Raw genomic sequence first — 17,404 nt, 5'->3', positions numbered from 1 at the left:
TCTTTAGTCCCTCCAGTCTTGGTTTTCATCTTTTTTCTCTTTGTTTGTTTTTTTTATTAGTTTTTAATTTCTTTAGTTCAGAGTTTTATTAATTATAGTTTTATTTCTATTCTAAAATTAATTGATTGTTAAATTTTGTTTATAATAAACTAATAAAACGATCGCGAGATGATAATCTAATTTTTTGATTCCTTTATGGGGAAGTATGAGAAGATCTTGTTATAATTTTGAAAAAGTATTGGAACATTTAGAGAAATTAAAAAAGATTTCTTACAGTTCCTCTTCCTCTTTTATAGAGAACGTTAAGCTTGATGACATGCTTTCTGCTGACCAACATGTTGGCGAAATGAAACACGCTTTGAAAAATATAGAAGACTATCTTAAGAAGGCGGGAGCTTTGCCCAAGAGTGAGGCAAATAAAGCGTTACAAGAATCTAATTTCCTTATTGCTGGGGTGCAGAATGTATTTTCGTTTTTGGAAAGTAGAGAGCGAGAATTGTATCAAAACTTGGTTCAAGACTATTCTGAGTTAAGTAAGGTCTATAATAAGACTCAGGCAAATCTTAGTCGAAAAATTATTAAGGAAGAAGAGGATGAGGATCTAGTAGAGCGAGAGCTAGAAGAAATGCATCAAGAAGAGCGTTTCTTAAATAACCTAGTAGAGGTTAAACGCGATCGTTCCTACGAGCTTTTTTATATGTCTGATGAGGAGAATAAGCGCTTTTATACCGATGCTTTGACTCAGATTATTTGTAAGCAGGGAAAGATCCACGAAACAGCTCATGAGGGAGATCCTTTAACAAAAACGCTTGTGTGGAATAGCGAAGAGCTCCATAACCTAGCCTCTTCGTTAGTATTTACTAACGACATGCCTGTACGGTTATTTTATCAAAAAGCTCTCAGTGATTTAGAAACGCCATCTACAGAAAAGATTCATAATGCTGTTATGGGCTTGTTCTTTTCTAGATACGAAGCCACTATAGTTTCTAATAATCCAAAAAAAAATAATCTCCATTATTTTAATGATTTTCTCTATTTCCTCAGAGATGCGTGGAAAGCTTTGAGTAATCATACTCAGGACCAGATGCATTATCGACATTCGTATACGCTAATGTCTACGTTAAGTAGTGGCATTTTTGAAGGTAAACTCGCATTTACAGAGGCTGCTCGGTACTTATATTTCCATATACATACGAAATTGCAATCTGAAGGGGATAAGAAACCTCTTTCTTCCGGGCAATATGTTTCTGAGGTTTATGAGGGGTTATATCGGTTGCTTTCTAAGTACCCAAATGGACCGCTATTTAAAGCTATAGATAGAATACTCGATCCACATGCTTCGGTGTTTGATCCTATTATTTTAGGTATGTTCCCTGGAATAGAAGGAATTTTGAAATTAGGAGATAAATCTATCACCGTCATACGCTCTCCGAGCCCTATAACTCAAAGTTCCATACTGTATGCTAATTGTAATGCGGAATTTATAGGATTTCTTAATGCTAAGGCAGATCTAGGAGATACTACCTTCATTTTAAATATACAGAATCGTTTATCTAGAAAAGATCGTGCCCGAAGTCGTGTTATAGAAGAAAGCTTGGATAGCATTGATAGGGCGCATATATTTTCATTCCCAGAACCTGAAGATCTGCTAAAAAGTATAGAAAGAACACATGGTGAACAAGAAACATTTGTTGGTTTCTTTTCTGTATTGAAAGAAGAATTCAGTAAATCAGGATCTCTATCTCTTTTTTCTGTTCCTAATATATCCAAGGGACAAATCCATGAATTTCTTGACAATAGCTTATCTGTTTTGAAAGATACTTTTTTCTCTAAGAAAAAAATCTTATTTAAAAATGACAAGTTATTGCTCTTGCATATTATTTCTTACCTGCTTGTCTTTAAGCTTATAGAAATTATAGACCCGAATAACCTCATAGTTATGTCTAAAGATGGATTAGATTATGCATCGATATTCATTTCAGGGTTTACTTTCTTTGCTGGTGAAGCATCGTGGGATGAGCATAAATTGAAATTGCTCATGGTGAAAGTTCTTGCACCTACTTTAGTCGCCAGAGATCGCTTGGTGTTTTCAAGTCATATAGAATTGATGAGTAAGTTTCTTAATTGCCTGAGAAAAAATAGACAAAACTTATCTAATCTCAAACCTTTCTTTAATTATGATTTGGAAAAATGGCATTTCTCAGGCTATTTAAACGAAATTACTGAAGCTTAGCGTAAGCATAGTTTGTAAATATTGCTAAGACGACGAGAGGAAATAACATTACGGGCAATATGGGTAAAACACTGCTATTGGATAGCACCATCCCTGCTTTTAAAAAGACGAAAAAGGTGTTTATCGTACCTAAGGGAACCAAATAGGCAAGAGTCACCGTAGGGACACGACTGAATCTTAAACAAAGATAAGCAGAGAGAATCATTGCTGATATACAAGCTAAGGGTGAAATCAGCATATAATAAAATGTCGATAATAACGAGGAAATGCGCTGAGGAATAGTCGTTGATAATCCCAAACCTGTAGCGTTCCAAGGAATAGCCCGGAAAGATTCCGAAAGACGGTTTTTTCCTCCTGCTGTGAAGATCTTAGAAAAAGGATTATCATAGAACCCAAATTCAATCTCAGGAAACTCTTTCATATCTGAGAATTCACTGAGCTCCATAGTGCCAGATTCTGTTTCTGAAAAACGTATCACATCCAGACCAATAGGAAGCGATGGTGTTGTAAACGCCAACTTTTCCATCGTATAGATAGTTTTGGGATTTTTAATCCAAAATACCTTGTTAAGAGTTAAGGCTTTTTGCTCAATAGAAGAGTACAGTAATACTGTCTGATCTTTGAGATAAAGAGCAGGAACTTTATCTTGTGCTTTGTCTAAGGTTCCACGATCCATATGTTCTTTAGTTGTAGATATTTTCTCACATATAGGATGCAGCCATTGAAAATTTGCATATAGCAGTAAGGTGATAATGAAGCTTGAACGGATTAAAGGAGCTGTTAGAGATTTTAATGAGAGTCCCGATGCCTGAAGAAGAAGAACTTCACGTTTGTTCTGCATCGAAAATAGCGTAATCGTTGTGGCTACTGCAACTAATTGGGGAATCAAAAATTCTGCTTTAAGAGCTATCTGAGATAGATAATATAGAACGGAAAGCTTTAAAGAGGCACCTGAGGCTAACGCGGTTGAATTTCCTTTGATCGCGTGGAGGGAATGATGGATAGAGGCATAAAAAACAAAGGCAAGTACTATTAAAGATACTAAAGATAACCAAAATTTAGTTAATACGTAACGTTTCCAAATGTACATAATCTATGCATAGCCTCTGCTTTCTCGATACGCACGGATAGAAAAAACTATCCAAGTGATTACCTGCGGAATGATAAACATCATAAACGCAGGAAGTAGTGTAGTAGTATTTTTGCCAACTATTAATAAAATCAAATCCATTACGGGAAAAATACAATATAGAGTTATGGATTTACGAAATCTGGGTTTATAGGTTCCTAAAACCATTCCTGAATAGGTCAAAGTAATACAGAGCAAACCTATGCTGATCCTTCTTAAGGTTTCAGGTAGGTGCGCATGACTAAATGACTGTTTAACAAGCTGTTTCCAAGGGAGATAATCCGTTCGCGTTTTCATATAAGATTTTCCCGCAAATAACGTTGAAGTAATTTTAGGGATTAGCATCTCGTCCAAAGTTTCTATGTAGTATTCCTTAGAATTTGAAGAATGTTGCTCTGTCAGTGTAGAAGGAAGTTTTGAAATCATCACAACATCCCTCGCCTCGACAGTGTCGTTTGCTACGTCAGGGATGATAGTTTTGATAATCCCGACATTGGCAATTTCCTTATCTCTTTTTAAAGCAATAATCACATTGTCAAATTTGCTTTTTGCACAATGATCCACAGTGATGAAAATGCGGTTATTTTCTTTTTTCTGTAACGTTTGCAGCAGAAGTGTTGGCGAGGTCATTGCCATGTTGGCAATTTCTTTACAGGTTTGAAATCGGCAAATAGAAGCAAGTTCAGAACATGTGTAAAAATTTATACAGCAGATAGCACAAGAGACCATAAGGATAGGGAAAGTAATAATCCCTTGAGAAGCCCCAGAGGCTTTAAGGAAAGTAATTTGATTATTATCAGAAAGACCTCGGAAAAGTGCAAATGCAGAGATAAAGCAAGAAACCGGAAGAATGAAAGGCAATAAGTACGGGATCTGGTAAGCTGTTAAGCGCAAAACTGTCAGATAGGGAACGTCTTTTGCTATGTAACTGACGATTTCTTGAAGAGAACTAATGATAGAAATACAGATAAGACTTAGCGTACAAAAGGTAACGGTTTTTAAATAACGGAAAATTAAGACTTTCCATAAAATAGGCATGATATACCTGATATCAGGAGTTCTTCAAGGTTAAGGATAACGCGACAGTGTTTCCCCAAGTCAATAAACCTTAAACTTATTTGTAATGCATTTACACGGATATGTGTTTAGATTATGTTATCCCGTCTACTCAGAGATGATAAGCTATTAGAAGTTTTTTTTTCTTCTTTAGATATGAAAAAAAGCTACTTACTTGCTTTATCAGGAGGAAGTGATTCATTATTTCTTCTATATCTTCTTAAGTCGCGAGGAGTTGCTTTTACCGCAGTCCATGTAGATCATGGATGGAGGGAATCTTCCTATCGTGAGGCTGAAGAACTTAAAATCAGATGTGAAGAAGAAGGGATTCCCATTCTTATAGATCATGTTCCTCCCGAATATAGAACTTCGAGAGATCCAGAAAACGCTGCGCGGCGCTATCGTTATACACTGTTTCACAAAGTGTGTAAGGAGCAGAATCTTGCGGGAATCTTTCTAGCTCATCACGCTAATGATCAAGCAGAGACCGTATTAAAACGTCTATTGGAAGGAGCATCCTTAAGTAATTTAAAAGGGATGAGTCCAAAAACATCTTACGAAGATATCCCACTTTTTCGACCTTTATTGCACATTCCTAAGCAGATAATAATAAATGTTTTAGATGCGGAAAACGTTCCCTGTGTTCAAGATATAACCAACACTGACGAACGGTATCTTCGCGCTAGAATGCGTAAGAAGATATTCCCTTGGTTGGAAGAAATTTTTGGCAAGAATATCACGCAGCCTTTATTGACATTAGCCCAAGATTCTGAAGAACTTTCTTGTTATATGAAACAGCAAGCAGAGCCTTTTCTTGAGAATATGCGAAAAGAAAATACAACTTGGTCTATTGAAATTCCTCAAGTGTTAATAGAACAAGTCTTTTTGACTAAATGGGTTTGCAAAGAGTTCTTTTTTAGGGCTGGAGTAGTTGCCTCAAGACATTTTTTGCAAACGGTTTATGATCATTTACAGCGCAAATTACCAGCACAAATGCGACTTCGAGATAAAAGAGTGATCATAAAAGCTGGAGTAGTAATGATAGAGTAGAAAGTATATAATGACGATTCTCATCATGTATTCGAAGATGATGAGTAATAGGTCATTGTATATACAGTGTTTCATATTTTTTATTTTATAACTAGGTTTTGTAAACAAAATAATAAAAAATATGCTATATTAAATAATTACCTGTCTGATTGATTAGCTTAGTTGTGTAGTTTATGTCTAAAGATAAAAAAATGAAGCCCGAATCGAAAAAAAGTTTCCCTACATTGTTTTTTTTCCTTTTATTTGGTGTGATCTTCGCCGTAATAGCCGTTCAAAATTTTCTAGTTACCAAGAAGGCACGGGTCAGTTTTAGCCATCAGCTAGAGCATTTAGTAAACTTAAAATTGATTTATCCTGAAGATAGCCGAAAGATTGCTCTGAATGATAACTTAGTTTCATTTAGTGGACGTTTCCGAGACTCTTCAACAGATGAAAGCCAACTACGCTATCATTACTTAGAATTGATAGATCAAAGACATCAATTAGAATTTGATCTTCAAGAAATAAATAAGAGTTTAGACAACCTTTCGAAAGAGGTTGAGAGCTCTGTTTTATGGTTTTCCGCGATTTCAGGATGGTCTATCCCTGAAACAGGTTATTTGATTTCTCCTAGTGTAGAGTTAGGGAAATCTTCTTTAGGAGCTCTTGTTATTCAAGCTCCAAATAATTTTCAAATTATCAACTTGCGTTCTTTAGAGCAGCGTTATCAAACTCTTCCTAGATCTAGTGAAGGTTTACGTACTTTTGGTTCGGATTTATATGAACTTATTGGAAAATATCTTTCTCCAGCTTTAGGCATAGGTTCTGAGAGTGTAAAACGCGAATTAAAAGATCTCTATCAACAGGTAGAAGTTTCTTTAACTCAGTCGATGGATGCTGAGCATCTCAGTGCTCTTTATCAGAGAGTTTTAGATTCTCTACAGAGAATTTCTTCATCATTAGCTTTATCTGATAACGGAGAGCGTTTTGGTCAGTTGCGTTCGGTACGCCTATACCGTGAAGAACGTAGTAAATATGAGAAGCTTATTGAAGATAGTCAGATTAACCAAGTGCAGTTGGATAAACTCCGAAGTGATCTTAGCCAGGTAGTTTGGTATTTCAACAATCAAGAATTATCTTCTCGTGCTTTAGAAAAACAAGATCCTGAGGTATTCGCTCATTGGTTTTCTGGAGCGAAACAAGAGTGGGAAGATTTCTCTCATAACCGCAGCTTAACTTTTAAAGCTCCAGATCAGCCACGTAATTTGGTTTTAGAGAAAACATTTAAGAGTGAGGAGCCTGCTCCGCATTATATAGGGTATTTATTTACATTCTTGCCGATTATCCTGGTGCTTGTCTTTGTTTATTTCGTCTTTGCGAAACAAGTACGTGGTATGAATGGTTCTGCGATGTCATTCGGCAAATCTCCGGCACGTTTATTAACGAATGGGCAGAATAAGGTTACTTTTGCTGATGTTGCTGGCATTGAAGAAGCTAAGGAAGAACTCATAGAAATTGTAGATTTTCTAAAAAATCCCACAAAGTTCACGAGCTTAGGGGGAAGAATCCCTAAAGGCGTATTATTAATAGGACCTCCTGGAACAGGAAAAACTTTAATAGCGAAAGCTGTTTCTGGAGAAGCTGACCGACCTTTCTTCTCAATAGCAGGTTCTGATTTTGTGGAGATGTTTGTTGGGGTTGGTGCTAGCCGTATCCGTGATATGTTCGAGCAAGCTAAGAGAAACGCTCCTTGTATTATTTTCATTGATGAGATTGATGCTGTAGGACGTCATCGAGGTGCGGGTATAGGTGGTGGTCATGATGAACGTGAGCAAACATTAAACCAATTACTTGTTGAGATGGATGGCTTTGGCACGAATGAAGGTGTTATCCTTATGGCTGCGACTAACCGTCCTGACGTATTAGATAAGGCGTTATTGCGTCCCGGTCGTTTTGACCGTCGTGTGGTTATGAATTTACCCGATATTAAAGGTAGATTTGAAATCTTATCTGTACACGCTAAGAGAATCAAATTAGATCCTACTGTAGATCTCATGGCGGTAGCGCGAAGCACCCCAGGAGCTTCTGGAGCGGATTTAGAGAACTTATTGAATGAAGCAGCTCTTCTTGCTGCGCGTAAGGATCGTACTGCGGTGACTGCTGTAGAGGTTGCTGAGGCTCGTGATAAGGTTCTCTATGGTAAAGAACGTCGTAGTTTAGAAATGGATGCTGAAGAAAGAAAAACTACAGCATATCATGAATCAGGACATGCTGTTGTAGGTCTTTGCGTGCAACATGCCGATCCTGTGGATAAAGTAACGATTATTCCTAGAGGCTTATCTTTAGGAGCCACGCATTTTCTTCCTGAGAAGAATAAGCTTAGCTATTGGAAAAAAGAACTTTTCGATCAGTTAGCTGTTCTTATGGGAGGCCGTGCTGCAGAAGATATCTTTTTAGGAGATATTTCTAGTGGTGCTCAGCAAGATATTTCTCAGGCTACAAAATTAGTCCGCAGTATGGTCTGCGAATGGGGAATGAGTGAACAGTTAGGAACTGTAACTTATGACGAGCGTTCGGATAGCTCTACTGGTTATGGATCGTATCATGAGAAAAGTTACTCAGAAGAAACAGCTAAAGCTATTGATGGTGAGTTAAGAGCATTATTAGATGCTGCTTATCAGCGTGCTTTAACAATTATCAGAGAGCATCGAGATGAAGTAGAGCTTATGACTCAGATGTTAATTGAGTTTGAAACTTTAGATGCTAAGGATGTTAAAGAAATTATGGATCATACTTGGGATCCTGAAAGGAAAAGAGCACGTTTAAAAGAAGAAGGCATATTGTTCAAGAAGGTGTCTGATGATTTGCCTCCTCCTCCACCTCAGGAAAATGCTATGAAAGATGGTACGTTAAAATTAAACAATACTACAACTTAAGCTAATTTCTGAATTTAGTAACGACATAAAAAAAGCCACATAAATCATGTGGCTTTTTTTTATCTTTCAAACAGATGGAAAAGTAAGACTACTCGCTGAGAGTAGCTTTATGGCTGAGTTTATATTGGCCTTTTTCATTAATGCTTAGCAATTTAACAGCCAGGATGTCTCCTTGCTTAACGAAATCACCAACGTTTTCTATACGTTGTTTAGAGAATTCAGAAATGTGGCAAAGACCTTCCTTACCAGGAAGAATTTCAACGAAAGCCCCGAAAGGAACAATAGATGTCACTCGACCTTCGTAGATTTTACCAACTTCAACTTCTCCAACTAAACCTTCAATCATAGACTTAGCTTTTTCTATCGCTTGTGGAGAAGATGCTGAAATGCTGACAAGACCTGAGTCATTAATATCAATTTGCACTCCAGCTTCTTCAATAATTTGACGAATCTGTTTTCCTCCAGGTCCAATAACAGTAGCAATTTTATTTGGCTTAATCTGCATCGTTTCAATACGAGGAGCATATTGTGATAAGTCTGTTTTTGGAGCTGCAAGAGCCTCTTTCATAATATCCAGGATATGTTGACGGCCAGCTTTAGCTTGAGCTAGGGCTGCTTGCATAATTGTAGGGGTGATGCCCTCTACCTTGATATCCATTTGGAATGCTGTGATCCCTTCGGTATTCCCAGCAACCTTAAAGTCCATATCTCCTAAATAATCTTCTAATCCAGAAATATCTGAAAGAATAGTGACGTGATCATTATCTAAGATTAACCCCATAGCAATACCTGCTATAGGAGTTTTAATAGGGACCCCAGCATCCATTAAAGCTAAACAACCTCCGCAAACAGAAGCCATGGATGAAGAACCATTAGATTCAGTAATGTTGGATTCTATACGGATAGTATAAGGAAACTTTGCAGGATCAGGAAGAGTGTGGCTTAAAGCTTTCTCAGCAAGCTTACCATGACCAATTTCTCTTCTTCCTGGAGAACCTATTCTTCCTACTTCGCCAACAGAGAAAGGAGGGAAGAAGTATTGTAAATAAAATTTAGCCAACCCTTCACCGTTCAAGTCTTCGTAACGCTGCGCCATAGCCTCGCTACCTAAAGTACAAACGGCCACAGTTTGTGTTTCTCCACGAGTGAATAAACAACTTCCGTGGGTTCTTGGTAAGAAAGATGTGTCAATAGAAATAGGACGGATTGTTGTTATTGCCCGTCCATCAGAACGAACACTTTGTTCGCGTATCAAAGCACGCATATAATCCGACTTAGCTTGTTTGAAAGCTGTCTTAATATTCAATGCTGTGAAGATCTCATTTTCTTCTAGGAACTTCTCTACAATTTCTTTTTCTAATTGCTTCGAAGCAGCCTCAAAAGCTTTTTTCTCTTTAATTTTTAAAAGATCAGCAAATTTGCCTTCAACAAACGTATTTACAGAAGATTGAACTTCTTCAGGAAGGGGAACAATAGCATCGGAATTCTTTTTCTTGCCTACCTTTTGCTGCAAGTCTTTGATTGCTCTACAAATGGTTGCTATGTGTTTATGACCAAATTCAATAGCCTCGATAACCTGCTCTTCCGTTAAGAAGTCGCAATGACCCTCTATCATTAGAATAGCATTTTCGGTTCCTGCTAAAACGAGCTCCATTCTAGAAACATCCATTTCGGCTTTTGTTGGGTTAACTACCCAACTATTGTTGACAAAGCCAACACGAACACCAGCTACAACACTAATTTGAGGAATGTCAGAAATTGCTAGTGCTGCAGAAACACCACAAATAGCTATAGGATCGGGGAGAGTCACCCCATCATAAGACCATACATAAGATAAGACTTGAACATCCTGCATTAACCGGTTCGGTAAAGAAGGACGCATAGAACGATCTATCAAACGAGAAGTTAAAATTTCTCTTTCAGTTGGGCGACCTTCTCTTTTAATGAACCCGCCTAAAGTTTTTCCTATAGAGGAAAACTTTTCTTGATAATCGACTCTTAAAGGGAGAAAGTCTACAGGTTCTTCGAGATTGGCCGCACAAACAGATGAAAAGACCCAAGTTTCTTGCATGCGAGCAAGAACAGCTCCGTTAGCTTGGCGAGCAATTTTCCCCGTTTCAAATACTAATGTTTTGCCTTCTTCGAGGGTAACGAAAATAGTTTCAAATGTCATGAAGGTCTCCTAATTAGATCTTATGTTCGGGGAAAATAAATGAAAGATTACTTTCTTAAATTTAATCTTGTAATTAAATTTTTATATCTTTCGGTGTCTGTAGAGTTAAGATACTCTAAGAGCTTTCTTCTTTGTCCTACCAATTTTAGTAGGGCTAATCGAGAGTTTTGGTCTTTAGGAGATCTCTTGAGATGTTCTTTTAGTTCTGTGATGTGTTCCGTTAATATAGCGATCTGCACATCTGCTGAACCGGTATCTTTTTCATGAAGTTGAAACTTTTTTGTAATTTCTTCTTTAGTTCCCTTATCCAAAGACATTGGATGTCTCCTTAAAATAAAATAATTGCTGCAAAAGCCAATTATACTTGAGAAGATTGTTAATGTACACCTTTTGGTATGGTGAGGCGGGTTTTTTTGATTTGCAAATAAAAATTCTATATTTTCAATCTGATTCAAAAATGGTTGTTAAACTGATGTGAGGACTTTTTATTATTTCTTAATAGGAGGATTTTTTATAATCCAATTCCAAAAAGTGGTTATGAGTTATTTAATATAAAGCCTATGGATATAGAAAAAGATATATTTTTTATGAATCAAGCACTAAAGGAAGCTCGCCAAGCATATGATCAGGATGAGGTTCCCGTAGGCTGTGTTATAGTTAAAGATAATAAAATAATTGCTCGTGGTCACAACACTACGGAGAAGTTTCAGGACCCAACTGCTCATGCTGAAATTTTATGTATAGGAGCCGCAGCACAATATTTAGAGAATTGGCGTTTGGTAGATACCGTGCTCTACTGTACTCTTGAGCCTTGTTTGATGTGTGCTGGGGCTATTCAATTAGCCCGTATTCGTAGAATTGTCTGGGCAGCTCCGGATTTGCGTTTAGGTGCAGGAGGAAGTTGGATAAATGTTTTTACAGCAAAACACCCATTTCATCAGGTAGAGTGTTTCTCGGGGATCTGCCGTGAGGAGTCTGAACAATTGATGAAACAATTCTTTATAGAGAAGCGAAAAGAGAAAAATGAAAAATAAACTACATGATTTGTTGAATCAGCTTTATGAAAATCAAAAATCTCGTTTACAAAGCATGGGGGAGCAGATCGTCCCGAATTTAACTTCTGATGATGTATTACAGCCCATGGATTTTTCTATGCTGGAAGAAAATCCTTTCTTTCGGTTTGAGGAAGGTGTTCTTTCTGGTCTTGGAGAGGCTCGGGCGGCGATTTTGGCATTATTTGCCGAAGAAGGTTAAAACATCCGAGATATTCTGTAGGGATTAGGGATTTTTTCTTTATAGCAAAAAAGAACCCCTAACATTAGGGATAATATCGATCCGAAGAATAAAGCGAAGGCTCCTGAGAAGAGTAGAATAAAGAAGTAAAAGGTTGCTAGGACGACAAATCCCCATTTACGCGATAGGGTAATAGGGAGTGGGGTGAGTCCTAGGCGTTTTTCTGGATCAAGGAAAACCCAAATTAACATCAGCGTGCTAATTAAACATTCTGGACCAAATAGGGCCTGTGAGCTGTGAAATAGTTTCAAGCATCCCCAAATGACAACTCCTATAATAAGAGTCTGGCTGACAATAAGGACTAGGAAGGTTATTGACCCTAGTTTTCGAATGACGTGGTTAGTGGCTTTATAAAAGAAAGTGAAGCCAAGCATATTTCTAATAAGTAACCGTTGAGTAATGTCCATACACCCTTCTTTATGGATGCATAGAGAATCTGCGGTAATGAGGGGGTAGGTGATAAACTGCCAGAATTTATATTTATGAATTCCTTCTGTGGATAGCGCCAGGGTTTCAATGATCCCTGGGATGCCAAAGAGTTTTTTCATCAAATAAGAAAGAATAGGGGAAACACATGAGGTTATTAAGATAAACGAGGGAAGCCGTTTAAGTATCTGAGTGAGAAACGGGTATCTGTTATGTTTATCTGGGAAGATAACCCTCATGGAGGTTTTACCTGATTCTTTTCTTTTCAGTAATGCTTATATTAGATCATGGATTGTTTTATTAGAAGTCCTTATCTAAATAATTAATCAGACGGAGATGTCGTTAGATTTGCTTTAATATTATAGTCTTTTAATGAAGATAGGAGAGCATTAGTTGCTTGCAATAACTTCATAGATTCCGTAGACGTAGCATTTACCGCTTTTTGGTTTGCTTGTGCTCTTTGTTGTGCAGCAGCCAGTTCCTGCTGGATTAACTGTCGGTTAGCAGTAATTTGTTGGTTCGAGGTTTGATAGGCTTGGATTTCTGTCTGGTTTTTATATTCAGGTTTATCTGCGTTAAAATTATCAACTTTTTGAAGGTCGGGGACTTTCAATAAAGGTAGGTTAATAAGCTCTTTTGTTTTCTTTTGTTGTATTACCGTATTGTCTTGAAGTACGGACATAATGGCCTTTCCGAATTCTGTAGTAGATGTCGATAACTGCAACATTACAGAGATGCAGAAATAGATAGCGGAAGGTTTATTAATCACAATACTATCAGACACAACTTTTGTACTTGCTGGAACAACTGTTGGGACTTTATCAACGCCTGGTATTATAGGTTGGGTGGTCATTATGCTAAGTTCCTTATGATTAAATGTTTGCTATCAAACTTACAATTTGTGAGAACGTTTGAATTAACGCCTGGCCTACTTGTAGAGACTGTTGGATAATGTTATTGTTCGTGTTCAAGTTACTTGAGATAACCTGAGCACCATTTCCTAAACCTGAAATTTGGTTTTGTAGTGCTTGTCGAGAAGCTCCAACAGCTTGGTTTGTTGATTGAACATCTTGTAAGAACGCCGACGAGTTATCGTTTAATTTGTTCTTAGGTATGGTTACGTATTGGTATAAAGCTTCTTGGTTGTTTAAAAAAGTCTGGGCAGAAGCATTAGACTGAAGTTCTTGAGCGATAATAGATAAGTTGTCCTGCGCTACCAATACAGACTGGTATACATAGTACACGGTGATAATCAGAGGATTGGAATCTTTCGCAAATTTTGCAATAATTTCATCGGCTGTTGCTGTATTTGGTCCACCTGTGATAGATGTCCCGGGAACGTCAATAGCGGCTCTAGGGCTAGTTTGAAGTGCTGGAGAAGAGAACCACATAATTTCCTACCTATTTTCTTCGATTAACTTTAAGTTGTTTCCCTACTTGCTTATGAAGGAGGTTTGTTGAGTTGGTTTACTGTACTTCCAATGGCGCTTGTCGTTTTTAAGAACGAGGAGTCTTGAGAGGCTAGTTGTTGGATAATGTTAATGTTCGTAGATGCGTGTGAGAGGATAATTTGTCCATTTTGTCGAGCAGTGACTAATTCATCTTGAATATTTGATCTTTGAGCGGAGTAGTTCTGGTTTTGGTTTTGTACTCGAGTAATTTCGTCTTCCTTGCCTCCAGCACTTACAACAGCAAATTTGATTTGATTAGTTGCTTGGTTTAATTGTTGTTGGATATTAGTATTATCATTTAATTGTTGTGATTGAGTCAGAACTGTTTGTTGTCGAATTTCAATCGCTTGTAGGAGAAGCTCGTAAATACTAAAAAGCAATGCCCCAATAGGAGGTGTGTTTAATGGATCTAAAGGAGGAAGTTGAGCAGCCTGCGCCGTTTCTTTAGATGCTATCGAAGCTGTAGATGCGGTGCTGATAGGTTGTATTGTCATAATAGAAAAATTTTTAGTTTTATTTAGTTTTATTTTACCAATAAACAAAGCGTTTTATTAAATAATAAATTCAATCAATAATTTGATTTGTTTAATAAGTTGTTTTCCTTTAGCAACAAATAGAATTAAAAAATTTCGCAGGGAAAGTAAAAAAGTTTTGATCTCTAAGGTTTAGAGTTTCTAAAGAAAATAAAGGACTTGTTATCAATCAATGAATTGGTGATAGGGGCCTTTAGCTAGAGAGGAGAAGGAAGTGTCTGGAAACGAATGTGACGACGGGACAGGAACTTTCGATGAGGATGTGAGTGCTTATGTATTGGTGACTTGCGGGCATGCGTCTTCAGATGGTAAGATGAAAGTAGAGATGACCTACGAGGGAGATCCTGCTGTGATTAGCTATTTATTAACTAAGGCTCAAGATTCTCTGGAAGAATCTTAGGAGTATTCTTGTATGGGATTTGAGGCCATGCACGTTTTTAATAAACATCTTTATCGAAAAGTCTATCAAGGATTTAGATGGGAAACTTTGTTGGGTAGATGTAGGTCTTTTTCAATAGAGTGGGTATTTCTATCATCTATAGTTTTGATTTTCTGTGGATTAGGTTGTGCTTCTATCGTGGATGCAACGTTACTTCTGTTAACGATGTGTTTCTCTGCTTTAGCTTTAGTTGCTTCTGTTTATTTCCGGTTTTGGGGATATGGTGTAGTTTCTTGTTTATTTCTATCTGTATACTATTATAAGTACATCGCTACTTATTCTTCATTATTGTGGGCTTTAGGGCTATCTACAGCCTTTTTATTATCTTGGGGAATTTTTGTTTTTGGCATATCCCTTATCGATGAAGAAAATGATGAACAAAAACAAAAATATGATCAGCTATCAAACGAGTATACGGAGATTCAAGTAGCTTACGATAAAGTAGTTCATGATAAAGCTATGGCGTGTGAATTTTTAGAAAAACGTGCGCAAGCTTTAGAATCTGAGCTTCAAGAATACCGGGCTTTGCTGCAAGCTTCTTGTAAGAAGCAGGAGCATATGGCTTTAGACTTGCAGATTCTTGCTGATCAGAAAAATAGCTGGTTGGAAGATTATGCTGTTTTACATAATGAATATGTTCGTCTTGTAGCTGGAGATGAAACAACTTCTGTATTTTCTTGGGTATCTGGGAAAGAAACTTTTTCCAGTAACGAAAGTAAGGATGCTGAGCTATGGCTCCGCACTTTGCGAGAAAAAGATGAGAAGGTGTCGTCCTTAGAAAATAAGCTTATTGAAGAAAAATTACTGAGAACAACCCTAGAAGAGGAATGTCATAGTCTTAAGTCTCATGTTCAAGAAGTCGATCAACTGCGTGTACGATTAGAAGAGTGTCAGAATTTTTTACATCAAAAAGATGAGGAAATTGCACAATTAAATGCTCTTGTGAACGAACAAAAAGCTATCGTTATTGAAACGCCGGCTATTGATGTTGAGCTTAAGTCTTATAAAGATAAATATTTGCAGCTAAGAGAACAGTTTGCTGAAAAAACAGAGACGCTAGCAGAAGTTCGTAAGGAGCTTTTCTTAGTTCGTGAAGAGTATCTTGCTTTACAAAAGCAAGAGGAAATCACCTCGAGCTTTGCAGATATGAAAGACATCGAGATGATTCAAAATCTTCTAGCACATATAGAAGGGTTAGAAGAAGAGATTACTTCTCTAGAAGAGTTAGTATCTCATAACCTGTCTCAGTAATAAGCAGGGTGTGCTCCCATTGTGCGCTGGGCTGGTTATCACAAGTTCTTGCTTCCCAGTGATTTCTAGGATCGATAATTCCTTCTTTTTTCCCAACATTGATCATAGGTTCTATGGTGAATGTCATTCCAGGAGCTAATAGTATATTACTACGGTTCCTGTAATGAGGGACGTAAGGGTTTTCATGGAATTTTATTCCTACTCCGTGCCCTACGAACTGATCGACAATAGAAAATCCGTAAGTATCGGCGCAAGCTTCTATAGCTTCGCCAATTTCATATAGGGGTAGGTTAGGTTTTAACACAGCTATAGCTGCGTTTAGACAATCTAAAGATGCTTGACATACACGTTTTTTTATGTCTGAGACCTCTCCAATCATTACCATGCGGCTGCAATCGCCATAATATCCATCAACAATGCAAGAAACGTCGATATTCATAATATCGCCGTTCTTCAAAGGATTGTTATTAGGAATCCCGTGACAGATCACTTCATTAAGTGATGTACAGATTGTTTTTGGAAAAGGTGGGGTTCCATAGTTTAAAGGTGCGGGGATCGCATGATACTCTTTATGTAATTTGCGAGAGAGTTGATCTAACTCTTCTGTAGTTACACCTTCTTTAGATGCTTCACAGAGAGCATCGAGGATGCGAGCAGTGATTTGGCACGCATAACGGATTTTTTCGATTTGCTCAGGAGTCTTTAAAATAATATCGTATTGCGACGCGTAATATTGTTTTTGTTGTTCCCAGGACACTTGAGGAGCCTGAGGATAGTGGCAATGTTTCCACTTGCGTTTGCTTCCACACCAGCAGGGATCATTTCTTTTCATTTCACTACACTACTTAATATAAAAACCTATGTTAAACGCGATGGAAATACCTTTAAGCATGAGGTTTGCAGACATTAATAATAAGGCAACACTGAACAATCTTTCTAAGGCAACTAAACCGGAAGATCCGAGGATACGATTGAAAAAACTCGAGCTCAATAAAGTAAATACAGATAGTACCCAAGCTATAATCATAGCACCAAGAATAAGTTCTTTAGAAAACAGATTTTCTTCCATATAGCTAAGCAAAGCAGTAATTACCGCAGGCCCGGTGATTACAGGGAAGGCTAGAGGAAAGAAGATAGGTTCTGATTGAGGTTCAGATGAATCAGATTCTACAGGTGGGGGGACCAGCATCATTTTCAATGATACTGAAAATAACAAAACACCACCGATGAATTGAAATGCATATAAGGAGATGTCAAGAAATTGGAAGAATTTTCTTCCAAAGGTAACAAAAAGTAATAGGGTAGCAAGAGCAAAGACACATTCTCTAAGAATGATATGCTGTTGTCTTTTCGCAGAGTAGCGCTTCAACAAGGACACAAAAACGGGAACAGATCCCGGAGCGTCAAAGAGTACGTAGAATAACAAGCTAAGATTGATAAGAGTTAACATAAGAC

General features: G+C 37.5%; 17 protein-coding genes. 7 read left to right on the top strand and 10 right to left on the bottom strand.

Features of this window, described 5'->3' with window-relative positions; genetic code table 11:
- Positions 1 to 205: 205 nt before the first annotated feature.
- The gene (locus tag CCA_RS03855) at positions 206 to 2,233 is read left to right on the top strand and encodes a hypothetical protein (RefSeq protein ID WP_011006722.1); all 2,028 of its coding nucleotides are present in this window, start codon (positions 206 to 208) and stop codon (positions 2,231 to 2,233) included.
- Here CCA_RS03855 and CCA_RS03850 read toward each other — a convergent pair.
- Both CCA_RS03850 and CCA_RS03845 read right to left on the bottom strand, forming a co-directional pair.
- Complete coding sequence (locus tag CCA_RS03850; protein ID WP_011006721.1) at positions 2,220 to 3,323, bottom strand: LptF/LptG family permease; 1,104 nt, start codon at positions 3,321 to 3,323, stop codon at positions 2,220 to 2,222. The two genes, CCA_RS03855 and CCA_RS03850, sit on opposite strands and share 14 nt — an antisense overlap.
- Positions 3,324 to 3,326: 3 nt before the next feature.
- Complete coding sequence (locus CCA_RS03845; protein ID WP_011006720.1) at positions 3,327 to 4,400, bottom strand: LptF/LptG family permease; 1,074 nt, start codon at positions 4,398 to 4,400, stop codon at positions 3,327 to 3,329.
- A 114-nt stretch (positions 4,401 to 4,514) separates the two neighbouring features.
- On the opposite strand from CCA_RS03845, the gene tilS reads away from it, so the two are divergent.
- Both tilS and ftsH read left to right on the top strand, forming a co-directional pair.
- Complete coding sequence (gene tilS, locus CCA_RS03840; protein WP_011006719.1) at positions 4,515 to 5,468, top strand: tRNA lysidine(34) synthetase TilS; 954 nt, start codon at positions 4,515 to 4,517, stop codon at positions 5,466 to 5,468.
- A 173-nt stretch (positions 5,469 to 5,641) separates the two neighbouring features.
- Positions 5,642 to 8,383 (top strand): ATP-dependent zinc metalloprotease FtsH, encoded by a 2,742-nt coding sequence (gene ftsH, locus CCA_RS03835; RefSeq protein WP_011006718.1) that lies wholly within the window; start codon positions 5,642 to 5,644, stop codon positions 8,381 to 8,383.
- Positions 8,384 to 8,471: 88 nt separating this feature from the next.
- Here ftsH and pnp read toward each other — a convergent pair whose 3' ends face one another.
- Together pnp and rpsO are read right to left on the bottom strand one after the other, a co-directional pair.
- Positions 8,472 to 10,556, bottom strand: coding sequence for a polyribonucleotide nucleotidyltransferase (pnp, locus tag CCA_RS03830; RefSeq protein WP_011006717.1), 2,085 nt, complete (start codon positions 10,554 to 10,556; stop codon positions 8,472 to 8,474).
- 47 nt (positions 10,557 to 10,603) lie between these two features.
- Positions 10,604 to 10,873, bottom strand: a complete 270-nt coding sequence (rpsO, locus tag CCA_RS03825) for a 30S ribosomal protein S15 (RefSeq protein ID WP_011006716.1) — start codon at positions 10,871 to 10,873, stop codon at positions 10,604 to 10,606.
- Between the two features lie 243 nt (positions 10,874 to 11,116).
- On the opposite strand from rpsO, the gene tadA reads away from it, so the two are divergent.
- Together tadA and CCA_RS03815 are read left to right on the top strand one after the other, a co-directional pair.
- Positions 11,117 to 11,590 (top strand): tRNA adenosine(34) deaminase TadA, encoded by a 474-nt coding sequence (tadA, locus tag CCA_RS03820; RefSeq protein WP_011006715.1) that lies wholly within the window; start codon positions 11,117 to 11,119, stop codon positions 11,588 to 11,590.
- Complete coding sequence (locus CCA_RS03815; RefSeq protein WP_011006714.1) at positions 11,580 to 11,810, top strand: hypothetical protein; 231 nt, start codon at positions 11,580 to 11,582, stop codon at positions 11,808 to 11,810. The genes tadA and CCA_RS03815 overlap by 11 nt, the downstream gene beginning before the upstream one ends.
- Here the strand turns inward: CCA_RS03815 and CCA_RS03810 are convergent.
- From CCA_RS03810 to CCA_RS03795, 4 genes are all read right to left on the bottom strand, one after another.
- The gene (locus CCA_RS03810) at positions 11,807 to 12,514 is read right to left on the bottom strand and encodes a hypothetical protein (protein WP_011006713.1); all 708 of its coding nucleotides are present in this window, start codon (positions 12,512 to 12,514) and stop codon (positions 11,807 to 11,809) included. The genes CCA_RS03815 and CCA_RS03810 overlap by 4 nt on opposite strands.
- An 83-nt stretch (positions 12,515 to 12,597) precedes the next feature.
- Positions 12,598 to 13,128: a CT847 family type III secretion system effector gene (locus tag CCA_RS03805; protein WP_011006712.1), complete on the bottom strand. Its 531-nt coding sequence runs from the start codon at positions 13,126 to 13,128 to the stop codon at positions 12,598 to 12,600.
- Positions 13,129 to 13,147: 19 nt separating this feature from the next.
- The gene (locus CCA_RS03800; RefSeq protein ID WP_011006711.1) at positions 13,148 to 13,666 is read right to left on the bottom strand and encodes a DUF720 domain-containing protein; all 519 of its coding nucleotides are present in this window, start codon (positions 13,664 to 13,666) and stop codon (positions 13,148 to 13,150) included.
- 50 nt (positions 13,667 to 13,716) lie between these two features.
- The gene (locus CCA_RS03795; RefSeq protein WP_011006710.1) at positions 13,717 to 14,220 is read right to left on the bottom strand and encodes a DUF720 domain-containing protein; all 504 of its coding nucleotides are present in this window, start codon (positions 14,218 to 14,220) and stop codon (positions 13,717 to 13,719) included.
- A 253-nt stretch (positions 14,221 to 14,473) separates the two neighbouring features.
- Between CCA_RS03795 and CCA_RS03790 the strand changes: the two genes are divergently transcribed.
- Both CCA_RS03790 and CCA_RS03785 read left to right on the top strand, forming a co-directional pair.
- The gene (locus CCA_RS03790; RefSeq protein ID WP_011006709.1) at positions 14,474 to 14,659 is read left to right on the top strand and encodes a hypothetical protein; all 186 of its coding nucleotides are present in this window, start codon (positions 14,474 to 14,476) and stop codon (positions 14,657 to 14,659) included.
- Positions 14,660 to 14,797: 138 nt separating this feature from the next.
- The gene (locus tag CCA_RS03785) at positions 14,798 to 15,949 is read left to right on the top strand and encodes a hypothetical protein (protein ID WP_193328808.1); all 1,152 of its coding nucleotides are present in this window, start codon (positions 14,798 to 14,800) and stop codon (positions 15,947 to 15,949) included.
- Here CCA_RS03785 and CCA_RS03780 read toward each other — a convergent pair.
- Positions 15,906 to 16,781 carry a methionyl aminopeptidase gene (locus CCA_RS03780; protein ID WP_011006707.1) on the bottom strand — a complete coding sequence of 292 codons (876 nt, stop codon included), beginning with the start codon at positions 16,779 to 16,781 and terminating at the stop codon, positions 15,906 to 15,908. The genes CCA_RS03785 and CCA_RS03780 overlap by 44 nt on opposite strands.
- Before the next feature lie 9 nt (positions 16,782 to 16,790).
- A complete protein-coding gene (locus CCA_RS03775) occupies positions 16,791 to 17,399 on the bottom strand; it encodes a MarC family protein (protein ID WP_011006706.1) in 609 nt (202 codons plus the stop codon).
- Positions 17,400 to 17,404: the final 5 nt, after the last annotated feature.

Origin of the sequence: Chlamydia caviae GPIC, assembly GCF_000007605.1 — a bacterium.
In the GTDB taxonomy this organism is placed as follows: Bacteria; Chlamydiota; Chlamydiia; order Chlamydiales; family Chlamydiaceae; genus Chlamydia; species Chlamydia caviae.
Note: the sequence above shows the minus strand (reverse complement) of the source record. Positions and strands in the feature narration are given on the sequence as shown.